The sequence below is a fragment of the Deinococcus sp. NW-56 genome (assembly GCF_002953415.1).
In the GTDB taxonomy this organism is placed as follows: Bacteria; Deinococcota; Deinococci; order Deinococcales; family Deinococcaceae; genus Deinococcus.
Genome location: NZ_CP026516.1, coordinates 382142 through 402835 on the forward strand (window position 1 = coordinate 382142; position 20694 = coordinate 402835).

The 20694-nt window shown below is 69.7% G+C and carries 26 protein-coding genes; 20 read left to right on the forward strand and 6 right to left on the reverse strand.

Features of this window, described 5'->3' with window-relative positions; all coding sequences use genetic code 11:
* Window positions 1-19 precede the first annotated feature (19 nt).
* A complete protein-coding gene (locus C3K08_RS02010) occupies window positions 20-1078 on the forward strand; it encodes a DNA topoisomerase IB (RefSeq protein ID WP_104989821.1) in 1059 nt (352 codons plus the stop codon).
* Window positions 1075-1488 carry a hypothetical protein gene (locus C3K08_RS02015; protein WP_104989822.1) on the forward strand — a complete coding sequence of 138 codons (414 nt, stop codon included), beginning with the start codon at window positions 1075-1077 and terminating at the stop codon, window positions 1486-1488. The genes C3K08_RS02010 and C3K08_RS02015 overlap by 4 nt, the downstream gene beginning before the upstream one ends.
* A 3-nt stretch (window positions 1489-1491) precedes the next feature.
* On the opposite strand, the gene C3K08_RS18215 is transcribed toward C3K08_RS02015, so the two are convergent.
* From C3K08_RS18215 to C3K08_RS02025, 3 genes are read right to left on the reverse strand one after another with little or no spacing between them, the layout of a single operon-like run.
* Window positions 1492-1677 (reverse strand): VOC family protein, encoded by a 186-nt coding sequence (locus tag C3K08_RS18215; RefSeq protein WP_199776965.1) that lies wholly within the window; start codon window positions 1675-1677, stop codon window positions 1492-1494.
* A gap of 60 nt (window positions 1678-1737) precedes the next feature.
* Window positions 1738-1896 carry a hypothetical protein gene (locus tag C3K08_RS18220; protein ID WP_199776966.1) on the reverse strand — a complete coding sequence of 53 codons (159 nt, stop codon included), beginning with the start codon at window positions 1894-1896 and terminating at the stop codon, window positions 1738-1740.
* Window positions 1897-1938: 42 nt separating this feature from the next.
* A complete protein-coding gene (locus C3K08_RS02025; protein ID WP_104989823.1) occupies window positions 1939-3051 on the reverse strand; it encodes an alpha-hydroxy acid oxidase in 1113 nt (370 codons plus the stop codon).
* 67 nt (window positions 3052-3118) lie between these two features.
* Here C3K08_RS02025 and C3K08_RS02030 point away from each other — a divergent pair, with 67 nt between their 5' ends.
* The 17 genes from C3K08_RS02030 to C3K08_RS02110 all read left to right on the forward strand — a co-directional run bounded on the left by C3K08_RS02030 (window position 3119) and on the right by C3K08_RS02110 (window position 17704).
* Window positions 3119-3616 carry a DUF427 domain-containing protein gene (locus C3K08_RS02030; protein WP_104989824.1) on the forward strand — a complete coding sequence of 166 codons (498 nt, stop codon included), beginning with the start codon at window positions 3119-3121 and terminating at the stop codon, window positions 3614-3616.
* A 27-nt stretch (window positions 3617-3643) separates the two neighbouring features.
* Window positions 3644-4135: a nucleotidyltransferase family protein gene (locus C3K08_RS02035; protein ID WP_104989825.1), complete on the forward strand. Its 492-nt coding sequence runs from the start codon at window positions 3644-3646 to the stop codon at window positions 4133-4135.
* A complete protein-coding gene (locus C3K08_RS02040; protein ID WP_104989826.1) occupies window positions 4132-4542 on the forward strand; it encodes a hypothetical protein in 411 nt (136 codons plus the stop codon). Before C3K08_RS02035 ends, C3K08_RS02040 begins: the two co-directional genes overlap by 4 nt.
* 3 nt (window positions 4543-4545) lie before the next feature.
* Entirely contained in the window at window positions 4546-5205 is a 660-nt protein-coding gene (gene pth, locus C3K08_RS02045) for an aminoacyl-tRNA hydrolase (protein ID WP_104989827.1), read from the forward strand.
* Between the two features lie 5 nt (window positions 5206-5210).
* Entirely contained in the window at window positions 5211-6263 is a 1053-nt protein-coding gene (locus tag C3K08_RS02050) for a M42 family metallopeptidase (RefSeq protein ID WP_234009124.1), read from the forward strand.
* A gap of 22 nt (window positions 6264-6285) precedes the next feature.
* Window positions 6286-6849 (forward strand): DUF4126 domain-containing protein, encoded by a 564-nt coding sequence (locus C3K08_RS02055; RefSeq protein WP_104989828.1) that lies wholly within the window; start codon window positions 6286-6288, stop codon window positions 6847-6849.
* A 272-nt stretch (window positions 6850-7121) separates the two neighbouring features.
* Window positions 7122-7514, forward strand: a complete 393-nt coding sequence (locus C3K08_RS02060) for a P-II family nitrogen regulator (protein WP_104989829.1) — start codon at window positions 7122-7124, stop codon at window positions 7512-7514.
* Window positions 7511-8821, forward strand: coding sequence for an ammonium transporter (locus C3K08_RS02065; protein ID WP_234009125.1), 1311 nt, complete (start codon window positions 7511-7513; stop codon window positions 8819-8821). Before C3K08_RS02060 ends, C3K08_RS02065 begins: the two co-directional genes overlap by 4 nt.
* Before the next feature lie 282 nt (window positions 8822-9103).
* Window positions 9104-9400 (forward strand): V-type ATPase subunit subunit G family protein, encoded by a 297-nt coding sequence (locus tag C3K08_RS02070; protein ID WP_234009126.1) that lies wholly within the window; start codon window positions 9104-9106, stop codon window positions 9398-9400.
* Entirely contained in the window at window positions 9397-11466 is a 2070-nt protein-coding gene (locus tag C3K08_RS02075) for a V-type ATP synthase subunit I (RefSeq protein ID WP_104989831.1), read from the forward strand. Before C3K08_RS02070 ends, C3K08_RS02075 begins: the two co-directional genes overlap by 4 nt.
* A 16-nt stretch (window positions 11467-11482) precedes the next feature.
* Window positions 11483-11782, forward strand: coding sequence for a V-type ATP synthase subunit K (locus tag C3K08_RS02080; RefSeq protein WP_104989832.1), 300 nt, complete (start codon window positions 11483-11485; stop codon window positions 11780-11782).
* A 1-nt stretch (window position 11783) separates the two neighbouring features.
* Window positions 11784-12344, forward strand: coding sequence for a V-type ATP synthase subunit E (locus C3K08_RS02085; protein ID WP_104989833.1), 561 nt, complete (start codon window positions 11784-11786; stop codon window positions 12342-12344).
* 13 nt (window positions 12345-12357) lie between these two features.
* Window positions 12358-13341 carry a V-type ATPase subunit gene (locus C3K08_RS02090; RefSeq protein ID WP_104989834.1) on the forward strand — a complete coding sequence of 328 codons (984 nt, stop codon included), beginning with the start codon at window positions 12358-12360 and terminating at the stop codon, window positions 13339-13341.
* The gene (locus C3K08_RS02095; protein WP_104989835.1) at window positions 13338-13679 is read left to right on the forward strand and encodes a V-type ATP synthase subunit F; all 342 of its coding nucleotides are present in this window, start codon (window positions 13338-13340) and stop codon (window positions 13677-13679) included. The genes C3K08_RS02090 and C3K08_RS02095 overlap by 4 nt, the downstream gene beginning before the upstream one ends.
* A 116-nt stretch (window positions 13680-13795) precedes the next feature.
* Window positions 13796-15556 carry a V-type ATP synthase subunit A gene (locus C3K08_RS02100; RefSeq protein ID WP_104989836.1) on the forward strand — a complete coding sequence of 587 codons (1761 nt, stop codon included), beginning with the start codon at window positions 13796-13798 and terminating at the stop codon, window positions 15554-15556.
* A complete protein-coding gene (locus C3K08_RS02105) occupies window positions 15553-16962 on the forward strand; it encodes a V-type ATP synthase subunit B (RefSeq protein WP_104989837.1) in 1410 nt (469 codons plus the stop codon). The genes C3K08_RS02100 and C3K08_RS02105 overlap by 4 nt, the downstream gene beginning before the upstream one ends.
* Before the next feature lie 67 nt (window positions 16963-17029).
* The gene (locus tag C3K08_RS02110) at window positions 17030-17704 is read left to right on the forward strand and encodes a V-type ATP synthase subunit D (protein WP_104989838.1); all 675 of its coding nucleotides are present in this window, start codon (window positions 17030-17032) and stop codon (window positions 17702-17704) included.
* Window positions 17705-17899: 195 nt separating this feature from the next.
* Here C3K08_RS02110 and C3K08_RS02115 read toward each other — a convergent pair whose 3' ends face one another.
* The 3 genes from C3K08_RS02115 to C3K08_RS02125 are packed head-to-tail and all read right to left on the reverse strand — an operon-like array spanning window position 17900 to window position 20023.
* Complete coding sequence (locus C3K08_RS02115; protein ID WP_234009127.1) at window positions 17900-18304, reverse strand: phosphohydrolase; 405 nt, start codon at window positions 18302-18304, stop codon at window positions 17900-17902.
* A gap of 1 nt (window position 18305) precedes the next feature.
* Window positions 18306-19277 (reverse strand): NAD(P)H-dependent glycerol-3-phosphate dehydrogenase, encoded by a 972-nt coding sequence (locus C3K08_RS02120; RefSeq protein ID WP_104989839.1) that lies wholly within the window; start codon window positions 19275-19277, stop codon window positions 18306-18308.
* Window positions 19268-20023 carry a class I SAM-dependent methyltransferase gene (locus tag C3K08_RS02125; RefSeq protein ID WP_104989840.1) on the reverse strand — a complete coding sequence of 252 codons (756 nt, stop codon included), beginning with the start codon at window positions 20021-20023 and terminating at the stop codon, window positions 19268-19270. Before C3K08_RS02125 ends, C3K08_RS02120 begins: the two co-directional genes overlap by 10 nt.
* Window positions 20024-20200: 177 nt before the next feature.
* On the opposite strand from C3K08_RS02125, the gene C3K08_RS02130 reads away from it, so the two are divergent.
* The gene (locus tag C3K08_RS02130; RefSeq protein ID WP_104989841.1) at window positions 20201-20674 is read left to right on the forward strand and encodes a hypothetical protein; all 474 of its coding nucleotides are present in this window, start codon (window positions 20201-20203) and stop codon (window positions 20672-20674) included.
* Window positions 20675-20694: the final 20 nt, after the last annotated feature.

The window sequence follows — 20694 nt, forward strand, 5'->3', positions numbered from 1 at the left end:
TTCGCCCATCCTGACGCCCATGACGAGTCGCACCACCACCCTGCAAGACGAGTACCTCCGCCGGGAGGGGGAGAAGCCCACCGAGTTCCGCTACTTCTGGCCGGACGGGGAGGAGTACACCGACGCCGAGGGGCTCGCCCGCATCGCGTCCCTCGCGGTGCCGCCCGCCTACACGGACGTGTACGTCTCGCCTGACCCGGACGCCGAGTTGCAGGCCTTCGGACGCGATGCGGCGGGGCGGCTCCAGTACCGCTACCACCCCGACTTCATGCAGGCGGGGGCGCTGAAGAAGTGGCAACGGCTGGCGCGGTTTGCCGAGGCCCTGCCGACCCTCCGCACCGTCACCGCCGCCGACCTGCGCCTCGCGGGGCTGCCCCGGCGCAAGGTGCTCGCCGTGATGACGCGAGTGCTGCACGTCGCGCACTTCCGGGTGGGGAGCGATACCTACGCCCGCGCCCACAAGACCCACGGCCTCTCCACCCTGCGCCAGCGGCACGTCAGGGTCGAGGGCAGCGCCGTGCAGTTCCGGTTCAAGGGCAAACACTCCATCCTTCAGGAAAAGACGGTGCGCGACCGCACCCTGGCGACCAACATGGAGCGCCTGCTCGCGCTGCCCGGCCCCTGGCTGTTCCAGAGCGTGGAGGAGGACGTGCGCTCCCGCGTCCGTGCCCACGACCTCAACGCCTACCTGCGCGACGTGATCGGCCCCTTCACCGCCAAGGACTTCCGGACCTGGGGCGGCACGCTGGTGGCCGCTGAGTTCCTGGCGGAAGCCGGAGCGCCCGAATCCGAGCGGCAGGCCCGCAAGACGCTGGTGGAGTGCGTGAAGTACGTCGCTGCTGACCTCGGGAACACGCCCGCCGTCACGCGCGGCAGCTACATCTGCCCGGTGATCTTCGACCGCTACCAGGAGGGCAAGGTGCTCGACGACTACGAACCCCGCGCGGGCCGCACCGAGGCTGACCTGGAGGGCCTGACTCGCGCCGAGGCCGCGCTCAAGCGGATGCTGGAAAGCGAGAAGACGCTGCGGGTGCGCCGCTCCCGCCGCAAGGTGGACAAGGTGGAAGAGGCCGCGTGAGCCACCTCTCCTGGCCGCGCCACCTTGCCCGCTGGCTGTTGGGGCTGGCGCTGATCGGGGCCGGGACCGGGCACCTGACCACCTTGCGTGGGGAGTTTCAGGCCCAGGTGCCGGAGTGGGTGCCGCTGGACAAGGACTTCGTGGTGCTGGCCTCCGGCTTGGTCGAGATCGGGCTGGGGGCCGCGCTGCTCGCCCTGCCACGTCAGCGGAGGACGGTGGGGTGGGTGGTCGCCGCTTTCTTCGTTGCCATCTTCCCCGGCAACGTGTCGCAGTACCTCACCCGCACGGACGCCTTCGGGCTGGATACGGACCAGGCACGGCTGACCCGGCTGTTCTTCCAGCCGCTGCTGGTGCTGTGGGCGTTGTGGTCGACTGGAGCGTGGCCGGGGCCGCGTGGGGAGCGGGGTTAACGCTTAGACGTTCTCCGCACCTTCTGGCGGCGCAACCCACTGCACCAGTTGCACGATCACGCCGTTGGGGTCCGAAACCTGAAAGTACCGCTCGCCCCACGGCTCGGTCTCGATGGGGGTGACCACGGGCACGCCCTCGGCCTGTAGTCGGGCGTACTCGCCGTCAATGTCGTCCACCACGAACACCACCAGCAGCCCCTGCCCGGCACTTCCGGCGATCTGTGGCGGCTTGAAGGTGGACAGCCCTGTCTAGAGGAAGATCAGGTTGAAGCCCACGTCCTCCCGCGTCAGGGACGCGACGCCCTCGTACTCCATCTCCTGCGTGAAGCCGAAGTGCCGCTTCAGGAACTCGGCGGAGGCACGAACGTCCGGCACGTTGAGGGAGATGGCCGACCGGGTGATGTGCATGGGGGGACCTCCTGGGGAGAGCTTAAGCCGGAAACCCGGCGCCTACACCCGCACCAGGTCCCGCCCCACCTGGCCGACGTTCTGCTTGCCGCACAGCGCCATCGCCAGCCGCACCTCGTCGTGGAGGAGGTCCAGCGTTCGGCGCACGCCCGCCTCCCCACCTGCCGCGAGGCCCCACAAGGCAGGACGACCCAGAAAGACTGCCCTGGCCCCCAGCGCGAGCGCCTTCACCACGTCGGTGCCGCGCGTCACGCCGCCGTCAAGGTAGACCTCGACTGCACCGCCCACCTCGTCCGCGATTTCGGGCAGGGCTTCTATGGAGGAGACCGCCGTATCCAATTGCCGCCCCCCGTGGTTGCTCACCCAGACGTGGCAGCCATGCTCGGCAGTGAGGCGGGCGTCCTCGGCGGTCAGGATGCCCTTGAGGACGATGGGCAGCGAGGTCTGCCCGCGCAGCCAAGCGAGGTCGGCCCAGGTAAAGGTCTTGTCAATTAGGCCCTGAAAGTAGTTCACGAGCTGCGAGCCGCTCTCCGATTCCATCTGCGCCAGCCGTTCCCGGCTCCCCGCGTTGGGCACCCGCAGGTGGGGCGGCAGGGCGAAGCGGTGACGCTCGTTCGCCTCCCGGCGGCCCAGGAAGGGGGCGTCCACGGTCAGCACGAGCGCCCGCGCTCCCGCCGCCTCCGCCCGGCGCACGATCTCGGCGCTCAGGGCGCGATCAGTATAGAGGTAGAGCTGGAACCAGAACCGTCCGCCTGCCGCTGCCGCGACCTCCTCAATCGGGGTGTTGCTCAGCGTGGAGAGCGTCATCACGCTCCCAGCCGAGGCCGCTGCCCGCGCGGTGGCGACCTCCGCGTCCGGGTGCGCGAGGCCGTGGAAGGCACTGGGGGCGATGCCGACCGGCGAGCGCAGGGGCAGCCCCAGCACTTCAGTCCGGGTGTCCACGTTCGACACGTCCACCAACATGCGGGGCCTGAGTTTCAGCCGGGCGAAGGCGGTGCGGTTCTCGCGCAGGGTCAGCTCATCATTCGCGCCGCTCGCGTAGTACTCCAGCGCGTTGCGGTCGAGGCGTGATCGGCCCAGCGCTTCCAGGTCCGCGAGGTTGACGGTGCCGCCGAGTTCGGGCGTTTCCGCGTCCGGCAGGTTGGGGGTGGTCATGGGTCAGGGTAACGGAAGGGCAAGGAAGCCGACAGCCTGCGGCCGCACGGGGCGTCACACTGCCCCCATGCCGCGCCCACAGCCCATTCCCCCCGGTCCCGGCCAGGAAAGCGTCTGGGACTACCCGCGCCCGCCCCGGCTGGAGCGCACCGCCCGGACAGTGGAACTCTGGCTGGGCGGCGAGAAGATCGCCGAGACGACCGGCGCCTTCCGCGTCCTCGAAACCAGCCACCCACCCACCTACTACCTGCCCCGCGAAGCCTTCCGGCCCGGCGTGCTGACCCCCGCCCCCGGCGGCAGCGTCTGCGAGTGGAAGGGTGAAGCGTCGTACTGGACGCTCTCAGCCGGTGGCAAGGTGGCCGAGGGCGCGGGCTGGAGCTATGAGCGGCCCACCCCTGCTTTCCGGGAGATCGCCGGATACGTCGCCGTCTACGCGGGCCGCATGGACGAGTGCCGGGTGGACGGGGTGCGCGTGACCCCGCAGCCGGGCAGTTTCTACGGGGGCTGGATCACGCCCGACGTGGTGGGACCGTTCAAGGGCGAGCCGGGGACGTGGGGCTGGTAGGGGAAGGGGAGTGCTAGAGTCCGGCCCGTGCTGCACCCCGACACCCTCCCCCTCGTCCGGGCGTTCGCGCAGGCGGACGTCACCTGCTGGCTGATCGGCGGTCAGGCGGTGGAAGTGCTGTGCGGCGGGAATGTCCGCGCCCACGACGACATTGACTTCCTGGTGCGGGAGGCCGACGGGGCGCGGGCCGTCGCCGTGCTGGAGGGCCTCGGCTTTACCCACGCGCACGGCTCGCTCGCCGCCGGGGACGTGTTCTACCGCCGGGGAGAGGTGCTGGTGGACCTCGTGCCCATCCGGGACGACGTGGACCCGCCGCGCACCGTGGGCGAACTCGCCTCCATCGTGTGGCCCGCCGGAATCTTCACGACCCACGTGGTGGAGTGGGAGGGGGTCCGCGTGCCCACGCTCACCCCCGCCGGGCACCGCGCGATGAAAGGCGTCGTGGCGGCTTTCTACGGGGTGGAATTAAGAGAGAAGGACCGGGCCGACCTCGCCGCACTTGCTACCCTCGGCGCATGACGGCTTCCGACGCGGCGGTTCGCACCCGGCTCACGGCGCTGGCAACAGCCCTGCGGCACTTCCATTCGGCCCTGCTCGACTTCGCCAAGGGCGAGTACGAGTTCCTGCACGGCCCGGTGAAGGGACCCTTCGAGCTGTACTCGCTGGTCATCAACCACCCCTCCTTTCAGTGGCTGCGGCCCCTCTCCGGCCTGATGGCGACGCTGGACGAGGTGCTGGACGCCAAAGACACCACCCTCACCCCCCAGAACGTGGCCGACGTGCGGCAGGCGCTGGGCCTGCTCTTCGCGGAGACGGACACCCGCTTCGCCGATTTCCGCGCCGGGTACGCCCGCGCCCGTGGCGAGACCCGCGTGCGCGAGACCGAAGCCCGCTGGCGCGAGACGCTCAATAGCTTGGAGGCTTGACCCTTGAAGCTCGTCGTGGGGCTGGGCAATCCGGGCAGTCAGTACGAGCGGACCCGCCACAACGTCGGCTGGCTCGTCGTGGACGAGGTGGGGCGGCGTTGGGGAGCCGTGTGGCGCAAGGAGAAGGACGCGCACGTCGCAGAGGTCCGGGTGGGTCCGGCCCCCGGCGCGAAGGTGCTGCTGGTCAAGCCGCAGACCTTCATGAACGCGTCGGGCAAGGCGGTGGCGCCCCTCGTCGGCTTCTACAAGCTGGAGCCGGGCGCGGTGCTGGCCGTGCAGGACGACTTGGACAGCCCTTTCGGGTTGCTGAAATTGCGGCCCGGCGGGCGGCACGGCGGCCAGAACGGGGTGCGTGACCTGATCCGGGTGCTGGGGACCGAACAGTTTCCCCGCCTCAAGATCGGCATTTCCCGCCCCCCGGCGGGCTGGGACCCGGCGGACTGGGTGCTGAGCAAGTGGCGGGAGGAGGAGGCCGCAACGCTGGCCGAACTCGTCCGGCTGGGGGCCGACGCGGTGGAGGTCTGGGCGGGGTCCGGGCTGGCCGAGGCGCAGGGCCGTTTCAACAGCACCGACCTGCGGCCCAAGCCGGAACCGACGCCCGCACCCGAGCGTCCCGCCGAGCCGAGCACCTCCGGCGCGGCCTCCGACCCCGGCGTATCCTGACCCGCGTGACCACAACTGAATTAAGGCTGGATGTCCTGCGCCACCTCTCCGACCTGAACGGCGTCCCCGGTCAGGAAGACGCCGTGCGCGACTTCGTGCTCTCCGACCTCGACGGGCTGGTGGACGAGGTGCGGGTGGACGCGCTGGGCAACGTGATTGCCCTGAAGCGCGGGCGCGAGGACGCCGAGGGGAAGCGCGAGCGCGTGATGCTCAGCGCCCACATGGACGAGATCGGCTTTCTGGTGCGGTACATCGACGAGAAGGGCTTCTTGCGGGTGCAGGCGCTGGGCGGCTTCGACACCCGCAACCTGTTCGCCCGCAACGTCACGGTGCACACGCGCGGCGGGGCGCTTCCCGGCCTGCTGACCCCCGGCGGTCGCCCCGTCCACATTGCCACCCCGGAAGACCGCAAGAAGGTGCCTGAGGTCAAGGAGTTCTTCGTGGACCTGGGCCTGGGTGCAGACGACGTGAAGGGCCGCGTGCGCATCGGGGACATGGTGACCTTGGACCAGACCGCCCGGCAGGTTGGGGCCATGACGGTGGGCAAGGCGATGGACGACCGCGCCAGTGTGTTCCTGCAACTGGAGGTGCTGCGGGCCTTCCGGGAGGAGCGCCCCCGGCACGACGTGGTCGCCGTCTTCAGCGTGCAGGAGGAGGTCGGCCTGCGCGGGGCCATCGTCGCGGCGTATGGGGTCGAGCCCACCCTGGGCATCGGCCTCGACGTGACGCTGGCGGTGGATACCCCCGGCGTCGGCCCCGACGAGGCGGTCACCCGGCTGGGCGAGGGCATCGGCATCAAGGTCTTTGACTCCACCATGATCTCGACCCGCTGGCTGGTGGACGAGTTCGTGGACCTTGCCGAGAAGGAAGGCATCCCGTACCAGATGGAAGTCCTGGCCCTGGGCGGCACGGACGGCGCGGCCATCCAGCGCACGCGGGCGGGGGTGCCCGCCCTGACCCTCAGCCTGCCCACCCGCTACATCCACACCATCGTGGAGGCTGTCCACGAAACGGACCTGCGGGCCGGGGTGGACCTCCTCGTCGCGTACCTGCGCTGAGCGGCCGGGAAGCGTAGGGGCTATGGAACTCCTCTCCGGTCTGCTGTCCTCGCTGGGCCTGTCGGGGGCGGCGGGGCTGAACGCCTCCATCCCGCTGCTGCTCGTGGGCCTGCTCGCGCGGTTCGGGGTCCTCGACCTCGCCGCGCCCTTTGACCTGCTGGCGAATCCCTGGGTGCTCCTGGGCATCGGAGTGCTGGGGCTGCTGGATTTCATCGGGGACAAGATTCCCGGCGTGGACCACGCGCTGCACCTCGTCGGCGGGGTGGTGAACGCGGCGGCGGGCGCGATTCTCTTCGCCGCGCAGACGGGCGTGGCGGAGGTGCCCCCGGCCCTCAGCCTCGCGCTGGGCTTCATCGTGGCCGGTGGGGTCCACGCGACCCGCGCCGCCGTGCGCCCGGTCGCCACCGCCACGACCGGGGGCCTCGCCAACCCGGCCCTCAGCGCCGCCGAGGACGGGGCCAGCCTGGGCCTGAGCGTGCTGGCGATTTTCGCGCCGGTGCTCGCGGTGCTGGGGCTGGCGGGCGTGCTGGTCTTTGCCGCGCGGCTGTGGCAGCGGGTGCGGGGGCGCCGGGCCACTTCCTCCTGAGCCGTGGAGCCGGGGAGAGGTCTCAGGGCCTCTCCCTTCTGCTGTCGGCCGGAGGTTCGAAGGTCTGTACACGGTCTGCAATCTGTTCAACTGCCTGGTGACATTTTGCTCTAGTGGTCAGACGTTTGGAGAAATCTGGGAAAATATCCGCGAGTTGTCCACAAAAGTCTGGACATTTTGCAAGCAAGCTGTTGACGCTGGGCATGCAGGCGCCTACGCTGGGGGCAGGTGGGCAGGCTTCTGGACCCCCTGTGCGCCGACAAGGAGCCAGCATGAAACTGATCACGGCAGTTGTGCGCCCCGAGCGGGTGGGGCAGGTCAAGGAGGCGCTGTTTCGGGCGGGGATCAGTGGGCTGACGCTGAGCCGCGTGTCCGGCCACGGCGGCGAGCAGGAGATCGTTGAGCACTACCGGGGCACCCAGGTGATGATCGAATTCCGCGAGAAGGTCGAGTTCCGCATGGCGGTCAGCGACGCCTTCGCGGAGGCGGCCATCCGCGCGATCTGCGAAGGCGCCCGCACCGGGGAGGTCGGTGACGGCAAGATCTTCGTGCAGCCGCTGGAGCGCGTGGTCCGTATCCGCACGGGCGAGGAGGACACGGCCGCGCTTACCCCCGTCACCGAGCGCCAGCTCACGCCGGTTCCGGCGTCCGGGAGGGCCGGATGAACGGGGCCGCGCTCCTGCGGGCCTTTGTGCTCCTGCTGCTGACCGGCAGCGCCCTGGCCGCACCCCCCGCCCCGGCGCCCGACTCCGGCGACACGGCCTGGATGCTGATCGCCACCGCGCTGGTGCTGCTGATGACCCCCGCCCTGGCCCTGTTCTACGGGGGCCTGACCCGCGCTCCCAGCGTGCTGAACACCATGATGATGAGCGTCGCGTCCATCGGGCTGGTGCTCGTGCTGTGGACGCTGGCCGGATACACCCTCGCCTTCGGGGAAGGTGGAGGGCCGCTGATCGGGGGCCTGGGGCACCTGGGACTGGAGGGTCTGGCCGGGACCCTGACCGGCACCATCCCGTCGCCCGTTTTCGCGGCCTTCCAGGGGACGTTCGCGGTCATCGCGCTGGCGCTGATCAGCGGGGCGGTCGTCGAGCGAATGCGGTTCGGGGCCTTTCTGCTGTTCGGTGGACTGTGGAGCCTGCTCGTCTATGCGCCGCTGGCCCACTGGGTCTGGAGCGCCGACGGCTGGCTGTTCAAGCTCGGGGCGCTGGATTTCGCGGGTGGCACCGTCATTCATATCGCGGCGGGGGTCAGTGCGCTCGTCGCGGCCTGGGCCGTGGGACCCCGGCTGGGCCACCCGCACGCGGCGCACATGCCGCACAACGTCCCCTTCGTGCTGCTGGGCGCGGGACTGCTGTGGTTCGGCTGGGTGGGCTTCAATGCGGGCAGCGCCCTGGCGGCGGGCCACACGGCCGCGCTGGCATTGCTGAACACGCTGGTCGCACCCGCCGCCGCGCTGCTGACCTGGCTGGGCTGGGAGGCGGCCCGCACTGGCAAGCCCACCGCCGTGGGCGGCGCGACGGGGCTGGTCGTCGGGCTGGTGGCGATCACGCCCGCCTGCGCGTTCGTGGCGCCCTGGGCCGCGCTGGTCGTCGGTGCGCTGGGCGCGACCGCCAGCTTCTGGGCCGTGCAGGCCAAGCGCCGCCTGTGGGCCGACGATGCCCTGGACGTGTTCGCCTGTCACGGGGTCGCGGGCATCGTGGGGGCACTGCTCACCGGGGCGCTGGCCTGGACGACCGGCAGCGGGCAGGCCGTGGGGCCGCAACTGCTCGTGCAGGGGGCCAGCGTCGCGGCCAGCGTCGCCCTGAGCGGGCTGGGCACCCTGCTGCTGCTGCGGCTGGTCGGGCACCTGACGCCCCTGCGCGTCTCCCCGCGCCAGGAGGTCGGCGGCATGGACCTCAGCGCCCACAGCGAGCAGGGGTACCGTGAGCCCGACGGCCGCCTGGGTTCCCCAGTGGTGCTGGGCGGCGATTGAGCCCCGGCCACCTTTCCCGGTGGTGGGATCGCGGCCTGCTCCCCGGCGTGGGGGCAGGCCGCACCTGAGTCGGCCCTCCGGCGGGACGCTTGCCCTCCGGGGGCAGAATGAAGCCTGTGTTAGGATGGGCCGCGAGTCTGACAGCAGATTGACCTACAGTCGGGCCACCAACCGCATCCCAGAGCACCCCTCGGAACCCGCCCTGACGGACGGGGCTTTCTCACGGGTGGGCTGGGTGACGATAGGGAAAGGAGGAGGGAGTTGGACGTCTCAAGTCGAGTCTTGAGTGAACTGGCCAGCCGCGAGGCAGCCCTGGACGCGCAGATCGAAGCGGCCCGCGAGGAAGCGCGGCGCGAGGTCGAAGCGGCCGAGGCCCAGGCGGCCCGCATTCTGGCGGACGCGCAGGCCCGCGCGGCGCAGATGCAGGCGCAGCACGATCAGGAGCTGGGTCAGGAGGCCGAGCGCATCCGCGCGGAAGCCCGCGCCCGCGCCGAAGCCGAAGCGCAGGCGACCCGCGAGCGGGCGCAGGCCCGCGTGCAGCAGGCCGCCGAACTGATCCTGAGGGCGGTGCTGCCGTGATCAACCCCATGCAGCAGGTCGTGATCGCCACCCGCCAGCGCGGCAGCGAGGCGGTCATCACGGCGCTGCAAGACGCCGGGGTGCTGCACCTCAAGCCCATCACCGGGGGGCCGCTGTCGACCGGCTCGCTTGCCGGGCAGGACGCGCAGTCCCGCCGGGAAGACGAGAGATTGCTGGCCCGAGCTGACAGCACCATCGCTGAACTGGGCGCCTACCGTCCCGCTCCCGCGCCCCTGCCCCCGCAGGAGGACTGGGAGCGTGTGGTCGAGGAGGCCGCCGGGCCGGTCTCGGCGCTGGCCCGTCAGCGTCAGGAGCTGCAGGCGGACCTCGACGCGGAAGCCGCCTACGGGGACGCGGTGCGGACCCTCGCCCGGCTGTCCGGGGGCGTGGACCGCAGCCGCCGCCTGACGGTGGTGCCGTTCCTGCTTCAGCCCAGCGACAGCCTCGCGGAACTGGAAGCGGCCCTTCAGGGGACGCTGAAAGACCGTTATGCGCTCGCCACCGACGCCGCCGGACCCAACCGGGTCGGGCTGGTCGCGGTGCTGCGCGGGGACCGGGACGCGGCCCGCGGCGCCCTGTCGCGTGTGCGGCTGGGTGAGCTGCGGCTGCCGGGGCGCTTCGACCAGATGAGCCTGTCGGAAGCCGCCCTCGCCTTCGACCAGATTCGTCAGCAGGGTTCCGAGCGTCAGCGCCAACTCAACGAGGGGCGCGAGGCACTCGCCCGCACCCACGGCCCCGTGCTGTACGCCGTGCGTGACGCCCTGAAAGACCGGGTCGCCGTTCACGACGTGCGGGCCGTCTCCGCGCGGGGCAAGTACAGCCTCGCCATGCAGGGTTACGTTCCGGCCGACCGGGTGCCCGCGCTCACCGCAGCGCTGGGCCGCTTCGGGGACGCGGTGGCCTACGAAGTGCACCCCGTCGACGAGCACCACGACCACGCGGTTCCGGTGCAGCTCAAGAACAACGGCTACGTCCGGCCCTTCCAGCTCGTCATGGGGCTGATGAGCCTGCCGCGCTACGGCACCTTCGACCCCACCTGGGTGATTGCGGTCTTCTTCCCCCTCTTCTTCGGGATCATCATCGCGGACATCGGGTACGGCCTGCTGTTCCTGCTCTTCGGCCTGTGGCTGCTGGGCAAGGCGCGGCGCAATGAAGGCTGGGACCTCAGCTTCTTCGGGGCCTACGTACCGCCCGCGACCCTGCGCGATCTCGGCTTTGTCACCAACGTGATGGCGGGCTGGAGCATCCTGTGGGGCTTTCTCACGGGCGAGTTCTTCGGCACCCTGCTGGAGCACCTGCACTTCTTCTACATCAACCCCGGCCTGCTCGACCGGCTGTGGGGCTGGACGGGCCTGACCTTCCCGGTCGAGGCCGAGAAGCTGCGGGAAGGCTATTACAGCGGCCTGATTCCGATCGTCTTTCCCCGCCTGGAAACCGAGTACTTCGCCAACGTGGCGCTGGTGTTCGCGCTGCTGTTCGGCATCCTGCAGGTGCTGTGGGGCTGGGGCATCCGCGTCGCGCAGGGCCTCAAGCACCGCGACCCCGTCCACACCTGGGAGGGCCTCGCCCTCTTCGGCGGCGTGGGCGCCCTCGTGCTGCTGGCCTTCGCCTCACGGGCCGCGCAGGACTTCGGCCAACTCACCAACTTCGCCAACCCCCTCGTGCTGCTGATGTACCTCGGCTTCGCGCTGTTCGTCATCGGCTACCTGCGCGTGATCAAGCACTACCCGCTGCTGCCCATCGAGCTGATGAGCCAGGGCGGCTCGGTCGTGAGCTACGCCCGTATCTTCGCGGTCGGCCTGGTCTCGGCCATCCTCGCCAAGCTCTGCACCGACCTGGGCTGGAGCCTGGCCCAGAGTATCGGCTTCCTGGGCATCATCCTGGGCATCGTGATCGGGGCCGTGCTGCACTTCTTCGTGCTGGCGCTGACCCTGATCGGCCACATCATCCAGCCGCTGCGTCTGCACATGGTCGAGTTCCTGAACCCGACCGGCTTCAACGCCGAGACCAGCCCCGCCTACAACCCCCTTCGCCGCCTCAGCTCCCCCCAGGGGCAGGCCAAATAACCCAGGAGAGTTGCCCATGACCAAGTACAACAAGATCGTCCTCGCGTCCCTCGTCTTCGCCCTCGCCAGCAGCGGTCTGGCCCAGGAAGCCGCCGAGGCCGCCAGCGACTCCAGCCAGGAAGGCCTGATCGCCGTCGGCAAGGGCCTGGCCCTGGGTCTGGGCGCGGTGGGCACCGGTCTGGCGCAGGCCCGCATCGGCTCCTCGCTGGTGGGCGCCGTGGCCGAGGACCCCAGCAAGGCCGGCTCCCTGCTGCTGTACTTTCTGATCCCCGAAACCCTCGTCATCTTCGGCTTCCTCGCGCTGTTCCTGATCTGACATGGCCCTCGACAAGCTTCTCGAACACGAGGCGCAGGGCGAGATCGAGCGCATCCGCGCCGAGGCCCGCGACCGTGCCCAGTCCATCCTGGCGCAGGCCCAGGAACGGGCTGAGGCGCTCGTCGAGAGCCGCGCCCGGTTGCTGGAGACCCAGCGTCAGGCTGGGCTGGTCCGTGCCCGCTCGGCGGCCGACCTCGAACTCAACGCTGCGCGGCTGACCGCGGGCGAGCAGGGCCTCTCGCAGGTCTACGCGCTCGTCGAGTCGCAACTGCGCGACATCAGCGGGCTGCCCGAGTACCGCGAGATCCTGGCCCGGCTGCTCACCCAGGCCCGTCAGGCGATTCCCGACGCCGAAGCGGTGGAAGTCAGCCCGCAGGACCTGACTGTGGCCCAGGGTCTCGTCACCGACCTGCCGGTCCGGGCCAACCCGGGAGTTCAGGGCGGGGTGCGGGTCGTGGCCCGCGGCGGCAAGAGCGGGATCACCAACACGCTGCCGGGCCGCCTGGAGCGGGTCCGCGCGGAACTGGCGCCGCAGGTCAGCCGCCTGCTCGCCGGGGAATAAGGACCCTCTCTCTATGCCCGACGACTACGCTTACATCAACACGCGCGTCCGCGTGATGCGGACCAAACTGCTCGACGGGCGCGCCCTTGACTCGGCGCTCGCGGCGGGCAGCTACCAGGAGTTCCTGCGGGTGCTCTCCGAGACCGAGTTCGCCTCCGAGTTGCGCGAGGCGACCGCCGAGGGCGCGGGCCTCCCGGAACTCGACCGAGCACTGTCGCAAAACCTGTTCTCGACCACCCAGCGGGTGCTGGGCTTCGCAGACGGGCAGGCGCGGCGTGAGATCGAAGTCCTGCTGATGAAGTGGGACCTCGCCAACCTCAAGACCATCGCCCGTGGGCTGGTCGGCGGGCGCGGCAGCCAGGCCATTCTGGACGGCCTGATTCCCGGCGGCACCCTGCGCCCGGCGGCCCTCCAGACGGCGGCGCAGAGCAGCGACCTCGCGAGCGCGGCGGCGGCCATCGCCGTGACCGGGCACCCGCTCGCGCGGGTCTTCCGGACGGCGGCCTCGGCCTACGCGGGCAGCGGGCGCCTGCTCGACCTCGAAGTCGCCCTGGACCAGGGCTATTACCGCCACACCCTCAAGGTGGCCCGTGAGCTCAGCCTGCGCCGCTACCTCGGCCGCGAGATCGACGTGACCAACGCCCTGATCGCCCGCACCGCGCGGGCACAGGGCCTGGGGCTCGATCCCACCCTTTTCGTGCCGGGGGGCAGCCTCGACGCGGGCGGCTTCGCGCGGCTCGCGGGCGGGGACGCCGGGGGCAGCGCGGACATCGCGGCCATTCTGGAAGCCCCCACGCTGGAGGACGCCGAAGTCGCGGCCCGCACCCTGCTGGGCCGCACCGCCCGCAACGTGGCGGTCTCGGACGTGGAGGGCGTGGGCATCATCCTCGACTTCCTGCGGCGCAAGGAGACCGAGATCGCCAAACTCCGCCTGATCGGGCGCGGCAAGTTCTACAACCTGCCCACCGAACAGATTCGCCGGGAGGTACAGGCATGACCGGGGCTCAAACCCAGCGGGTGGTTGTCCTCACCGACGCCGAAACCGCGACGGGCTACCGCCTCGCGGGGGCCGAGGTGATCGAGACCACGCCCGGCGAGGCAGTGTCGGCCCTTGAGCGCCTGATCGTGGAGGGCCGCTACGGCCTCGTGGCGGTGGACACTGGCCTGGTGCCCGATCCGGCGACGGCCACCGCGCGGGTGATGCGCGGGCGTGACCTGCCCATCCTGCTCCCGATTCCCAGCCTGCGCGACGCCTTTGCCACCGACACGGTGGATGCCAAGGCGTACATGGGCAAGCTGGTGCGGGACACCATCGGGTTCGATATCAAGCTGTAAAAGCAGGTCTAAGGGTCCAAAAGTCGAAGGGTCTAAGGGCAGGACCACAGACGCCGAGTTGCGCTCACCTTAGACTTTTAGACCCTCGACCCTTAGACCTTTCTCAAGGAGAAAAGATGACGCAGACCAAGCAGGGCGTCGTGCAGAACATCGCCGGACCGGCCGTGATCGCCGGGGGCATGTACGGCGCGAAGATGTACGACATCGTGCGCGTGGGCAAGGAGCGCCTCGTGGGCGAGATCATTCGCCTCGACGGGGACACTGCCTTCGTGCAGGTGTACGAGGACACCTCGGGCCTGACCGTGGGCGAGCCGGTGGTCACCACCGGACTGCCCCTCTCGGTGGAGCTGGGGCCGGGGATGCTTAACGGCATCTACGACGGCATTCAGCGCCCGCTCGACAAGATCCGCGAGGCCTCGGGCGACTTCATCGCGCGCGGCATCGAGGTCTCGTCCTTGAACCGCACCCAGCGCTGGGCCTTTACCCCCAGCGTGCAGGCCGGGGACAGCGTGCAGGGCGGCACCATCCTGGGCACCGTGCCGGAGTTCTCCTTCACCCACAAGATCCTGACGCCCCCCGACAAGCAGGGGCGGCTGCGCTGGGTCGCGGACGCGGGCGAGTACACCGTGGACGACACCATCGCCGAACTGGAAGACGGCACCAAGCTGCGGCTCGCGCACTACTGGCCGGTCCGTGCGCCCCGTCCCGTGGCCAAGAAGCTCGACCCCAGCCTCCCGTTCCTCACGGGCATGCGCATCCTCGACGTGCTGTTCCCCCTGGTGATGGGCGGCGCGGCGGCGATTCCCGGTCCCTTCGGCTCGGGCAAGACCGTGACCCAGCAGTCGGTCGCCAAGTACGGCAACGCCGACATCGTGGTGTACGTGGGCTGCGGCGAGCGCGGCAACGAGATGACCGACGTGCTCGTGGAATTCCCGGAACTGGAAGACCCCAAGACCGGCGGCCCCCTGATGCACCGCACCATCCTGATCGCCAACACCTCCAACATGCCGGTGGCGGCGCGTGAGGCGTCGGTGTACACCGGCATCACGCTGGCCGAGTACTTCCGCGACCAGGGCTACTCGGTGTCCCTGATGGCCGACTCGACCTCCCGCTGGGCCGAGGCGCTGCGCGAGATCTCCTCCCGCCTGGAGGAAATGCCCGCCGAAGAAGGCTACCCGCCCTACCTGGGCGCCAAGCTCGCCGCGTTCTACGAGCGTGCGGGTGCGGTGACGACCCTGGCCGGGGAAGACGGCGCGGTGTCCGTGATCGGCGCCGTGAGCCCCGCGGGCGGCGATATGTCCGAGCCCGTCACCCAGGCGACCCTCCGTATTACGGGCGCCTTCTGGCGTCTGGACGCGGGTCTGGCCCGCCGCCGTCACTTCCCGGCGATCAACTGGAACGGCTCGTACTCGCTGTTCACGCCCATCCTCGACTCGTGGTACCGCGAGAACGTGGGGCCGGACTTCCCCGAACTGCGCCAGCGCATCGGCAACCTGCTGCAGCAGGAAGCCTCCTTGCAGGAAGTCGTGCAGCTCGTCGGCCCCGACGCGCTTCAGGACCAGGAGCGCCTCGTGATCGAGGCCGGGCGCATGCTGCGGCAGGACTTCCTGCAGCAAAACGGCTTCGACCCGGTGGACGCCTCGGCCTCCATGCCCAAGAACTACGGCCTGATGAAGATGATGCTGAAGTTCTACGACGAGGCAGAAGCCGCGCTCCGCAATGGTGCCACCATCGACGAGATCATCCAGAACCCCGTCATCGAGAAGCTGTCGCGTGCCCGCTACGTCGCCGAGGGTGAATTTATGGCCTACGGCGAGGGCGTGATGGACGAACTCGACGTGACCTTCAAGAACGCTGCCAAGGGAGTGACCGCGTGACCCTCCTGAAAAAGGAATACAACGACGTCGCCTATATCTCCGGACCGCTGCTGTTCGTGAACGCGGCGTCCGACCTCGCCTACGGCGCCATCGTGGACATCCGCGACGGCACCGGCCGCACCCGCGGCGGGCAGGTCATCTCGGTCTCCGAGGAGAACGCCGTCATTCAGGTGTTCGAGGAGACCCGTGGCCTCGACCTCGCGACCGCCTCCGTGAGCCTCGTCGAGGACGTGGCCCGCCTCGGCGTGAGCAAGGAAATGATCGGCCGCCGCTTCGATGGCCTGGGCCGCCCCATCGACGGGCTGCCGCAGGTGGTCGCCGACAAGCGGCTGGACATCAACGGCCAGCCCATGAACCCCGCCGCCCGCGAGAAGCCCGAGGAGTTCATCCAGACCGGGATCAGCACCATCGACGTGAACACGTCGCTGATTCGCGGGCAGAAGCTCCCGATCTTCTCCGGCTCGGGGCTGCCGCACAACGAACTCGCCGCGCAGATCGCCCGTCAGGCGAAGGTGCCGGGACACGAGGGCGACTTCGCGGTGGTCTTCGCCGCGATGGGCCTGACCCAGCGCGAGGTCTCGTTCTTCACCCAGGAGTTCGAGCGCACCGGGGCGCTGGCCCGTTCGGTGCTGTTCCTCAACCGCGCGGACGACCCCGCCGTCGAGCGGCTGCTGACCCCCCGCATGGCGCTGACGACCGCCGAGTACCTCGCGTTCGAGCACGGTTACCACGTGCTGGTCATCCTGACCGACCTCACGAACTACTGCGAGGCGCTGCGCGAGATCGGCGGGGCGCGGGAGGAGATCCCCGGTCGGCGTGGCTTCCCCGGCTACATGTACACCGACCTCGCGAACCTCTACGAGCGTGCGGGTGTGGTGCAGGGCAAGCCCGGCTCGGTGACCCAGATCCCGATCCTCTCCATGCCCGACGACGACATCACCCACCCCATCCCCGACCTGACCGGCTACATCACCGAGGGGCAGATCGTGGTGGACCGTGGCCTGAACGCCAAGGGCATCTTCCCGCCCATCAACCCGCTGCCCAGCCTGTCGCGTCTGCAGGGCAACGGCATCGGCAAGGGCAAGACCCGCGCCGACCACAAGAACGTGTCCGACCAGTTGTTCGCGGCCTACGCGAACGGCCTCGACCTGCGCAAGCTCGTGGCGATCACGGGTGAGGACGCGCTGACCGAGACCGACAAGCTGTACCTGCGCTTTGCCGACGACTTCGAGAACTACTTCATCGGCCAGGGTGGGCAGGACCGCTCCATCGAGGAGAGCCTGACGGTGGCGTGGGGCATCCTCTCCAAGCTGCCCCAGAGCCAGCTCACCCGCCTTTCGCGCGACTCCATCGACAAGTTCTACGGAACCAAGGTCGACGAGATGTGGCGCGGCAACCGCATCTGAACGTGTGGGGAGGGGTTGATTCCCTTCCCCGCCACGCGGAACACTCGGCCCACAAGGGAGGTGAACTATGGCAGGACAGATCAGCCCCACCCGCTCGGCCCTGCTCGCCAGCAAGGCCAGCCTCAAGACGGCCAGCGGCGGCGCGGACCTGCTCAAGCGCAAGCGTGACGCCCTGATCGGCGAATTCTTCGCGCTCGTGCGGGACGCGCTCGCGGCACGTGAGCAGCTTGCGGGCGTCAGCAAGGGCGCTTACACCAGCCTCTTCGGTGCGAAGGCCTGGGACAGCCCCGAAGCGGTCGAAAGCCTCAGCCTCGCCGGAACCGGCGACTACGCGATCGACATGCAGATCGAGAGCATCTACGGGGTGAAGGTGCCGCGCATCAACATCCCGGAGCGGCAGCAGCAGGTCAACTTCAGCCCGATCAACGTCGGCGCCCGGACCATTCAGGCGGCGACCGATTTCGGCGGGGTGCTCGAAGCCATCGTGAAGGTGGCCGCGACGGAAACCAAGCTGCGCCGCATCGGCGAGGAGATCAAGAAGACCTCCCGCCGCGTGAACGCGCTGGAACAGGTCGTGATTCCCGGCATTCAGGACGACATCCGCTTCATCCGCGGCGTGCTCGACCAGCGCGAGCGAGAAGAAAGCTTTCGCCTGAAGAAGATCAAGGCGAAGCTCGAACGCGAGAAAGAAGAGGCCGACAAGGCTCCCCAGGGCGGCCAGCACGGCACCGCCGCCGATTGAACGCCCCCAGCCCAAGACCGCCTCCCACCGGGGGCGGTTTTTCTATTCCAACCCGCGCAGGGCTTGCCGGAGGTTGGTTCGGGCCTGGGCTTCCAACGCGGCGAATTCCAGCGTCGTGTAAATGCGGTCGCGGTCCAGAAAGCCACGCAGAACCTGCGCTCGCCCCTCCCGGTAGGCCTCCTCGGGAACGAAACTTTACTCCTGCTGAATGGCCCGGTCATAGGCGGCGAAGGTGACCGGGTCCGCGCCGAGGATGCTCAGGTCGGCATCGACCAGCAGCGCCTCGGCCCGTGTAGACGGTGGGTCGGTATGCCGAGTGGCGAGGATGAGCGCCCGAACCTCCCGGATCAGGTCCGCGTCCGCGCCCTGCGCCGCCAGCCACTCCCCGAAGACGGCCGCACTCCGCGCCTCGTCGTCCCCGGCCCTGGGGTCGTAGATCAGGTCGTGGCCCCAAACCGCGAGGGTGAGGGTGGGGGTCAGCACCTCCCGCGAGGCGAGGGCGTCCAGCACAGCCTCCACATGCTCAGCCGTGTGGTAGGCCCGCTCCGGCTCGGCGTAAAAGGGCCGGGCGAAGGCTTCTGCCCGCGCCAACAGCGTCATCTCACCCATCGATTTCGGGCTTGGCGTCCCGTTCCATCAGGCTGGCGATGCCCACCTCCGGGGACCACTCGCCCCCAGTGACCCGCGCGACGGCCCGCACGATGGGGAGGTCATGGCCGTGGGCGGTGGCCCACGCTTCCAGCAGGCCCGCCGTCCGCAGGCCCTCCACGACCTTCCCCCCCTGCGCCGGGTTCTCGCCCCGCGCGATGGCCTCGCCCGCCGCGCGGTTGCGGCTGTGACGGCTGGTGGCGGTGGCGACGAGGTCGCCCAGCCCGCTCAGGCCGTAGGCGGTGTCCTCGTGGGCGCCCTGCGAGACGAGGTAACGGCTCATCTCGCGCAGGCCACGGGTGATCAGGGCGGCCTTGGCGTTGTCGCCCAGCCGCAGGCCGTCCCCCATTCCGGCGGCCAGCGCGATCACGTTCTTCAGCACCCCGCCGAGTTCCACGCCCACCTCGTCGCGGCTGGTGTAGACGCGCAGGGCGGGGGAGACCAGGGCCGCCTGCACGGCGCGGGCCAGTGCCGCATCTGCGCTCGCCACGACCGTCGCGGCGGGGAGACCCCGGCCGACCTCCTCGGCATGGTTGGGACCGCTGAGGACGGCGACCCGCCCGAACCCCAGCTCCCGCGCCAGATCGGTCAGTCGCCCACCGTCCGGCCCCAGCCCCTTGGCACACAGAACCACCCCGAGATGACGCGGTAACTCGGCCAGCAGCTCGGGCACGCCCACGCTGGGGACGACGACCAATGCGAAATCGGCCCCTGACACCGCCGCCCCCAGATCGGAGGTGACACTCACCGCGTCCGGCAGGGTCACGCCGGGCAGGTACTCGCGGTTCTCGCGGACCTCCGCGAGCCGGGCGGCAAAGTCGGGGCGCCGTGCCCACAGCGTTGCCTGTCCCCCGGCGCGGGCCACCGCCACCGCGAGGGCGGTGCCCCAGCCCCCCGCGCCCAGCACGGGAACCCTCAGGCCCATGCGAACACCCACACGCGCGGCGTCTCCGGGGTTGGCCGGGCGTAGTCGGGATATTCGACGATCTCCCAGCGCTCGAAGCCCGCCGCTTCCAGCAACGGCGCGAGGTCAAGTGGGTCGTAGCCCCGTTCACGGTGCGTCTCGGTGAATTCCTCCCAGCCGCCCTGCCCGTCCTCCACCCGGCAGAAGGCCTGCACGATGCCGAGGTCCGCTTCCGGGTCGTGATGGTGCGACCAGTGGTAGTGCACCTCGCGGCCGTCTGGGGTGGTCACCAGCCCCTCCACTGCTCCACCCTCCCACAACTCGCGCACGCCGAGTCGGGTGTTCAGGTCACAGGCGAGCAGGCCACCCGGCCGCAGGTGTGCCCGCGCTCGCCCCAGCGCCGCGCCGAGATCCTCCGGCGTGAGCAGGTTGTTGAGGCTGTCAAATACGCAACTCACGAGGTCGAAGGTACGCCCCAGGTCGAAGGTCCGGAGGTCGCCCACGGTCAGCTCCACCTCGCCGGGGAGGCGCCCACGGGCCACGGCCAGCATCTCCGCGCTGCCGTCCAATCCCGTGACCGTCCACCCGGCCCGGTACAACTCGCGCGTAAATCCCCCGGTGCCGCAGGCGAGGTCAAGGGCCGCGTTCCCCCCCAGGCCACCGTCGCGGGCGTAGGTCAGGACGAAATCCGCCCAGTGGTCATACTCCACGTCTGCCATGATCGCGTCGTAGACGGCGGCGAGGGCGGTAAAGGGCCGGTGCTGCATGGGGGTCACTCTAGCAGCGCCGCTTCTCGTCTCAAGACCCGGTCAGGTAACCCCGGCCTTTCGAAAGAAGGATGAGCTTCCGGTGAGTCGGCCGGGAAGGGTAGCCCCGTAGCCCAGAGGGGTGGGGGCAGGTACGGTGGGGACGTTTCCGCAGTTCATCCCCCAGGAGGTTTCACCATGCAAAAGATGCTGATCGTTGCCGCCCTCGGTACCCTGGCTCTCTCCTCGTGCAGCATTTTCGGCACCCGCAGCGCCGCCGTGTCGGGGCAGCTCAAGGGCTTCGGCGCCAACCAGAACCTCGGTCTGGCCATCGTGGGGTTCAACAACGGCCAGTACACCAACGCCAGCACCCAGGTGCAGGTCATCGACAAGTTCCTGACCGGGGGCTTTACCCTGACGCTGCCCCGCGACGTGCCCTACGGCACCTACCGGGTGATCGTCTTCCGCGACGCCAACAACGACGGCCGCTACACGGCGGGCGAGCCGATCCTCAGCCGTGACAATGGCAAGTTCCTGGTGTACTCGCAGCGCGACGACCAGTTCTTTGCCGGGACCAAGCTGGGCTGGAACATCTACAACACCGCCAACCGCGACATCCAGACCACCGTGCTGAACAACTATGACCTCGAAGCGGTGCCCGCCGGACAGTAAGCGCAGCGAAACAGAAGGGG